The sequence below is a fragment of the Pseudomonas sp. P5_A2_2 genome (genome assembly GCF_054177685.1).
Map to the genome: position 1 here is coordinate 1 of NZ_JBGCUL010000260.1, position 5,551 is coordinate 5,551.

The window sequence follows — 5,551 nt, forward strand, 5'->3', positions numbered from 1 at the left end:
GTGCTGACGTACTTCATGATCTTAGACACCCTCTCGCCATCTACGAGCTGCCACCCGCAAGGCGATGCTCTGCTGAAATTCAGTGCGGCGACTTTCACCGCCTGCTACCAGCTTCAGACCATTGACTATAAAAGTCAATATAGTGACTATTTAATCTGTCCAACGGCATCCGGCGCCGCTGCAGGAAGGCGCCCTGTCGCTTACCGTTTCCAACGGGCCAGGGACACTAACGCTTAGAAAATCGGGAGAACACCATGTGTACCAGGGACTTGCTGCACTCGCTTTATCAGTACAAGGCATGGTCTGAGGAGGCGCTATTCAAGTGCCTGAAAGCACCTGCGGCAACGTCCTTTCCAGTAGAAATGGAGAAGGCCTGCTATTGGCTCAGCCACATCAATATTGTTGATCAACTGTTCATCGCCCGACTGCAAGGAAAACCCGACGAGTTTGATGACGTCGTCACCGAACAACGGCAAGACATCAGTCAGTTGAAGGAGGATTTTTCGAGAGCAAATCAATGGTTTGTTAACTACACGAAATCAGTCACGGCAATGGAGCTGTCTGATCCAGTGGCATTTAATTTCAAGGACGGAAAACCAGGCAACATGACCAAGGAGCAAATCCTTGCCCATGTACTTTCCCATGGTCTACAGCATCGAGGGGGTATCGGCACGATCCTGCCACGGGAAATCCTGCAGGATCACAAGGACCATTTCACAACGTTTTTGAAACTCTAGGCACCCGTTTTCCTGCCTCATCAAGGAGGATGGGGGAGGCTTTCTCTTTCGATGTCCCAGCCGATATTCAGCTCAGTTCAAGCTCATCGATCACCGCGGCAATTCGCTTACGCCCTTCCCCAGTTATCGTTCTGAGCGGCAGTGGCAAGCTCGGAGAGTGGGTAAAACCACGAAGCTCCGCTGCTGTAGCTACCACGCGCAAGCTTCCTCCGAATTGCCTGAACAATGTCCAGAACGGCTTTAATGACTCAGAAAGGCGTGTAGCCTCGCAGGCATCACCTGACAATGCCGCTCGCGTGATTGCAAGTGCAGTGTTGGGGAACAGCCCTCCCATGACGGAGTACCAAGCGTCGCAGCCAGCATTCATGCCGACAGCAGCAAACGCATCACCACTTACTCCGATCGTAACGTGGTTCGGAATCAGCTTTCGAAGACCATCCACGCGTGCCTTGGCCAGGTAGGGGGCTTCGGGAACGCCCGGGATTTTGATTGAGCTCACATTGGGTAGCTCGGCAATGCGCCCATGCAGTTCGTCAGTAAATTCGAAATGGGTGGTGCCAGGATTGTCATAGACACATAGCGGGACTGAGATATTGGCCGTAACCGTTTCATACAGCGAAAATACATCGTCCTGAGACAATTTCTGATAGGAAACGGGTGGCAGCAACAAGGCTTTGACCCCCACCCTCTGTGCATCCTCAGCTAGCAACAACACGTCGCGGGTGCGTAGCGATCCAATACTGACCATGACAGGCACATCCCCCGCCGCCTCTACCGCCAACTGCGCAACTCGAGAGCGCTCAGCCCGAGAAAGATACGCATAGCTTCCTGTAGACCCGAGAGCACCRATGGAATCTACTTTCGCCGTCACCAGTTGCTGCACAAGGCGAGTGAACGCATTTTCGTCCACTCCCTGCTCATTCATGGGCGTCAAAGGAAATGCGCTAAGACCGGTAAACATCGTTCATCACTCCATGCATTCGCCGATCGACTCATTGGCTCCAGGACCAATCAGCGAACTCTCTATCTTGACGCCTGGCATCATCCTCTGCAGGCCTTCAATCAGCTTGTCGCCAGCTTCAGTCAGGGCTTCAAGCGGCATTGCCGGCAAACTTTCCAGAATGAACCACATGTGTTTTGCCTCAGCACTCAGCCGGGTTCTGACACCTTGCCGCCAATTCCAGCGACGGCATGTCACGCCTGTATCGTCGCGCCATACCACCTCACCAGCGTCTGGATACTCGTAAGCAGGAGCACCTTCTTTCATGGTGTCAAAAGGCTCGGTGCCGTCAGCGGCAACGAGCTGCGGAGAGCCAACATAGGCTTCTATGTTTTCCCCGCCGACCGGGATCGCATACTCAATACTGATGGCATTGTAGAGGTCGACGATGGGATCCAGGCTCGGCAAGCTGCCGTCACGTAAAACCCGCTTACGCAACGCTTCGGCTGAGCTAGGAGTCCGTTGCGGCTTAGCCCCAAACTTTCGAAAGGTATCTGCCCATGCTGCCAGATGGGCTTCTCCCCAGACTGGGTCGCCCGACAATACCGCCTTGCAAGCACGGTCCAAAGCCGCCTGAGCAACATCAGGGTGGGTCAGAGGCGCAGCTTCCACCACAATGCTCAGAGCCCTGAAGCCCGGAGCCAGCTCTGCAATGGTTTGGTCGATTAACGGCAGTACAGACAGCATCAAAAACCTCCAGTGATCCACATGTCACTTTATGCTAGTCATTGCCGACCAAAAAAGTCAATATATCGACCATGCTGACCTGCTRTAACCACCGAGTTGATTGACGAGACTATCGTCAACAGCCGAGAATCCCTGCACATTTTTTCCTCATGATCATTACCAATGACCATAAATACCGGTATATCGACCGCCCCTGGCGCTGACGCTCAGACCGTGAGCCTGGCCGTCGCACGCACGCTTAAACAAGCACGAAAGGCGCAGAAAATTACTCTGGACGAGCTTTCCCGTCGCTCTGGGGTGAGCAAGGGAATGGTCGTTGAAATAGAGAAATGTACGGCGAATCCCAGCATTGGCATCCTTTGCAAAATCGCTGCTGCGCTAGGCCTGTCAGTTGCAGACATCGTCAATGTGACCGAAGCGCCTTCTGCCCATATTATCGACAGTCAAGACATCCCCACTCTCTGGACTGGAGACCTCGGAGGGACAGCGCGGCTTCTTGCGGGCACCACAGGCCCCAACATGATCGAACTATGGCGCTGGGAAATGTTTCCAGGAGAATCCTTCACATCACAGGGACACCCTCAGGGCACGCTTGAACTGTTTCATGTGGAGAAAGGGACGCTGAAGTGTGTGGTAGGGGAAACAGAATTGGTCATCCCTGCTGGAAGCTCAGCAGTGGCGAAAACCGATGTTCTTCACTCTTATTCCAACGCTGGCAGATCCAAGCTGGTTTTCACTATGTCCGTTACGGAGATGCATCAGTAGCCAACCAATGGAACAAGCCGCCCAGCTAAATTTAAATGAGCGTTCCACCCAAAACCACCAAGTACCATACTGAATTTCAGTCAGAATCCCCGTTCGCAATCACTCGTGTAGCGGGTACGAGCGGGGGCAAGATTGGGGGCAACGTCAAAATTTTTGGCCCTGTAACCACCGCCCTAGAGCCCAGTCAAAATGTTTTTCGGGGATCCTGAGAGTCTTTAAAGAGGACGGTATATCACTTTCATGGGTTCGAGGGCCGCGACGAAAACAGCCAATCGAAAACACCTTTCAGCCATCCAGATGCTGCTTGAGCATCGCCCAGGCTTCGTCGGTGATACGGTAGCTCTTGTCGGCCTGAAGCAGGATCACGTCCTCGTCGCACAGGCGTTTAAGCACTTCGCGCACACTGACAAATGTCATCCCGGCAGACAGCGACGCCAGATAGGCATGTACCCCACGGACACCGACGGCACGCCCATCCAAAGTGGCGGCGACCAGCGCATTGAGGACCTTGAAGCGGATCAGACTCGCGCGCAGTCCATAGAAACGAAGCAATTCACGGATGTGTGCATTCAGGCTGCGATCRCATACGAACGCCAGCTGATTGGTCGCTGTCCGAAACGGTGAAGGTGCGCTTTCAGCCGCTGAGCCTGAGTTGTTCAACACGCGAATACTCCCTTTGCGAAATGTTCAGATGGGGTTGCTACGTCTGCCGTAGCAACCCTTCCCGTCTTCGTCAGAAGTCGACGGTGGCCGACAGCTGCAAGGTCCGCGGATAACCCGGGGAGAATGCGCCGTACGAAGCAACGCCCGACCAGTACTCACGATCAAACACGTTCTGCACGGTGGCGCGGAATGTCGTTGGCCGGCCTTCGATCCTGGTGGCATAACGCGCGCCGGCATCGAAACGGGTCCAGGCGTCCAGCTCCTGCGTATTGGCCTGATTGACGAATTGGCTGTCGGTGTAAATGGCACCACCGGTCAGAGTGAAGCCTTCAAGCCATGGTGTATCCCATTCGGCCCAGAAGTTGGCTTGCACGTCCGGCACACCCACCGGTTTGTTGCCGCGGTTGGCTGCTGTCGCCGAATCGGTCAACTCGCCGTCAAGCACAGTCACGCCCCCCATCAAGCGCGTGCCCGGCGCGACTTCGCCGAACATGCTCAACTCGATGCCGCGGTTGCGTTGTTCAGCCTGCACCGAGAACACGTTGCCGGCACCGATTTCACCACTTGGCTTCTCGATCTGGAACAACGCCAGCGTGGTCATGAACGTACCGAACTCATATTTGACGCCGAGTTCATGCTGCTTCGATGTGTACGGGGCGAAACTCTCACCGGCGTTGGCCGCCGTGCCTGGTGCGATGTCTCCTTTGCTCAAGCCTTCAACATAATTGTAATAGAGCGAGACATCTTCCCAAGGCTTGACCACCACGCCGACCAGTGGAGTCGTGGCACTGTCGTTGTATTTCGAGCTGACCGAACCTGCGGCGTTGTAGTTGCGTGATTCGATATACTGGMGACGTACACCGAGGGTCAACTGAAAGCGGTCATCGAGCATGGACAACGTGTCGGTCGCCGCGACGCCGGACAGATCCGATTCGGAAATGCGCAGCACCTTCGGCGAGTTGATGAATTGCTTGGGCACATCGATCGGGTGGTAAATGTTCGAACGGATTTCGGTGCCGTTGTTGATCCCTCGGGACAGTTCATCCTGGTACTGGGTCGCCATCAGCGTGGTCGTGTGAGTGATCGGCCCTGTAGCGAACACGCCGCGGATGCCGACATCGGCCGTCGAACGATCGACGTTGAATTTGTAGTAACCCGGAATGTTGCTGGTATCGCCTGCCTCATTGAGGATTCTCGGCACCTGGTCAGACAACCGCTTGACGTCCGATTTGCCGCCACCGGCATGGGCAAACACGGTAACCGCGTCAGTCAGGTCATATTCGCCCCCCAGCAAGGCCGACTGCTCTTTGGTGTCCGACCAGCCCCAGTCTTGCGGCAGGTTGGTACGACCATTGGGCGCGGACGGGACATCAATACCAGGCGCGACGGTGAATGGCCTCGACGGTGCATCGAAGCTCTCTTTCTGACTGATGTAATCAAGGTTCAAGCGCAAGCGCTCGCCGCGATAATCTAGGGCGATGGCACCGATGCCCAGGTCGCGGTGCTGATCATCAATGGCCGTGTCGCCGCCCTGCAGGTTGCCGTTGAAGCGCACGCCAAACTGGTTTTCCGAACCGAAGCGACGACTGAGATCCAGATGACCGCCAACCTGGGAATCCGAGGCGTAAGTGCCGGTGAAACGGGTCAGGTCTTCATCCAGCGGGCGCTTGGGAACGATGTTGATCACGCCACCGACGCC

Annotated in this window: 6 protein-coding genes; 2 read left to right on the forward strand and 4 right to left on the reverse strand. The window is 55.3% G+C overall.

The window, feature by feature from the left end; genetic code table 11:
• Positions 1-254: 254 nt before the first annotated feature.
• Positions 255-737, forward strand: coding sequence for a DinB family protein (locus tag ACXRVY_RS15645; protein WP_115948024.1), 483 nt, complete (start codon positions 255-257; stop codon positions 735-737).
• A 67-nt stretch (positions 738-804) separates the two neighbouring features.
• Here the strand turns inward: ACXRVY_RS15645 and ACXRVY_RS15650 are convergent, their stop codons facing one another.
• Positions 805-1,698, reverse strand: coding sequence for a dihydrodipicolinate synthase family protein (locus ACXRVY_RS15650; protein WP_115948025.1), 894 nt, complete (start codon positions 1,696-1,698; stop codon positions 805-807).
• 6 nt (positions 1,699-1,704) lie between these two features.
• Entirely contained in the window at positions 1,705-2,424 is a 720-nt protein-coding gene (locus ACXRVY_RS15655; protein ID WP_115948026.1) for a B3/B4 domain-containing protein, read from the reverse strand.
• A 213-nt stretch (positions 2,425-2,637) separates the two neighbouring features.
• Here ACXRVY_RS15655 and ACXRVY_RS15660 point away from each other — a divergent pair, with 213 nt between their 5' ends.
• On the forward strand, positions 2,638-3,189 hold the full coding sequence (locus ACXRVY_RS15660) for a helix-turn-helix domain-containing protein (protein WP_457265905.1): 552 nt from the start codon (positions 2,638-2,640) through the stop codon (positions 3,187-3,189).
• 285 nt (positions 3,190-3,474) lie between these two features.
• Here the strand turns inward: ACXRVY_RS15660 and ACXRVY_RS15665 are convergent, their stop codons facing one another.
• Together ACXRVY_RS15665 and ACXRVY_RS15670 are read right to left on the reverse strand one after the other, a co-directional pair.
• Positions 3,475-3,852, reverse strand: coding sequence for a fe2+ zn2+ uptake regulation protein (locus ACXRVY_RS15665; protein ID WP_411740695.1), 378 nt, complete (start codon positions 3,850-3,852; stop codon positions 3,475-3,477).
• Between the two features lie 70 nt (positions 3,853-3,922).
• A partial coding sequence (locus ACXRVY_RS15670; RefSeq protein WP_458237710.1) for a TonB-dependent receptor occupies positions 3,923-5,551 on the reverse strand: 1,629 nt, incomplete at its 5' end.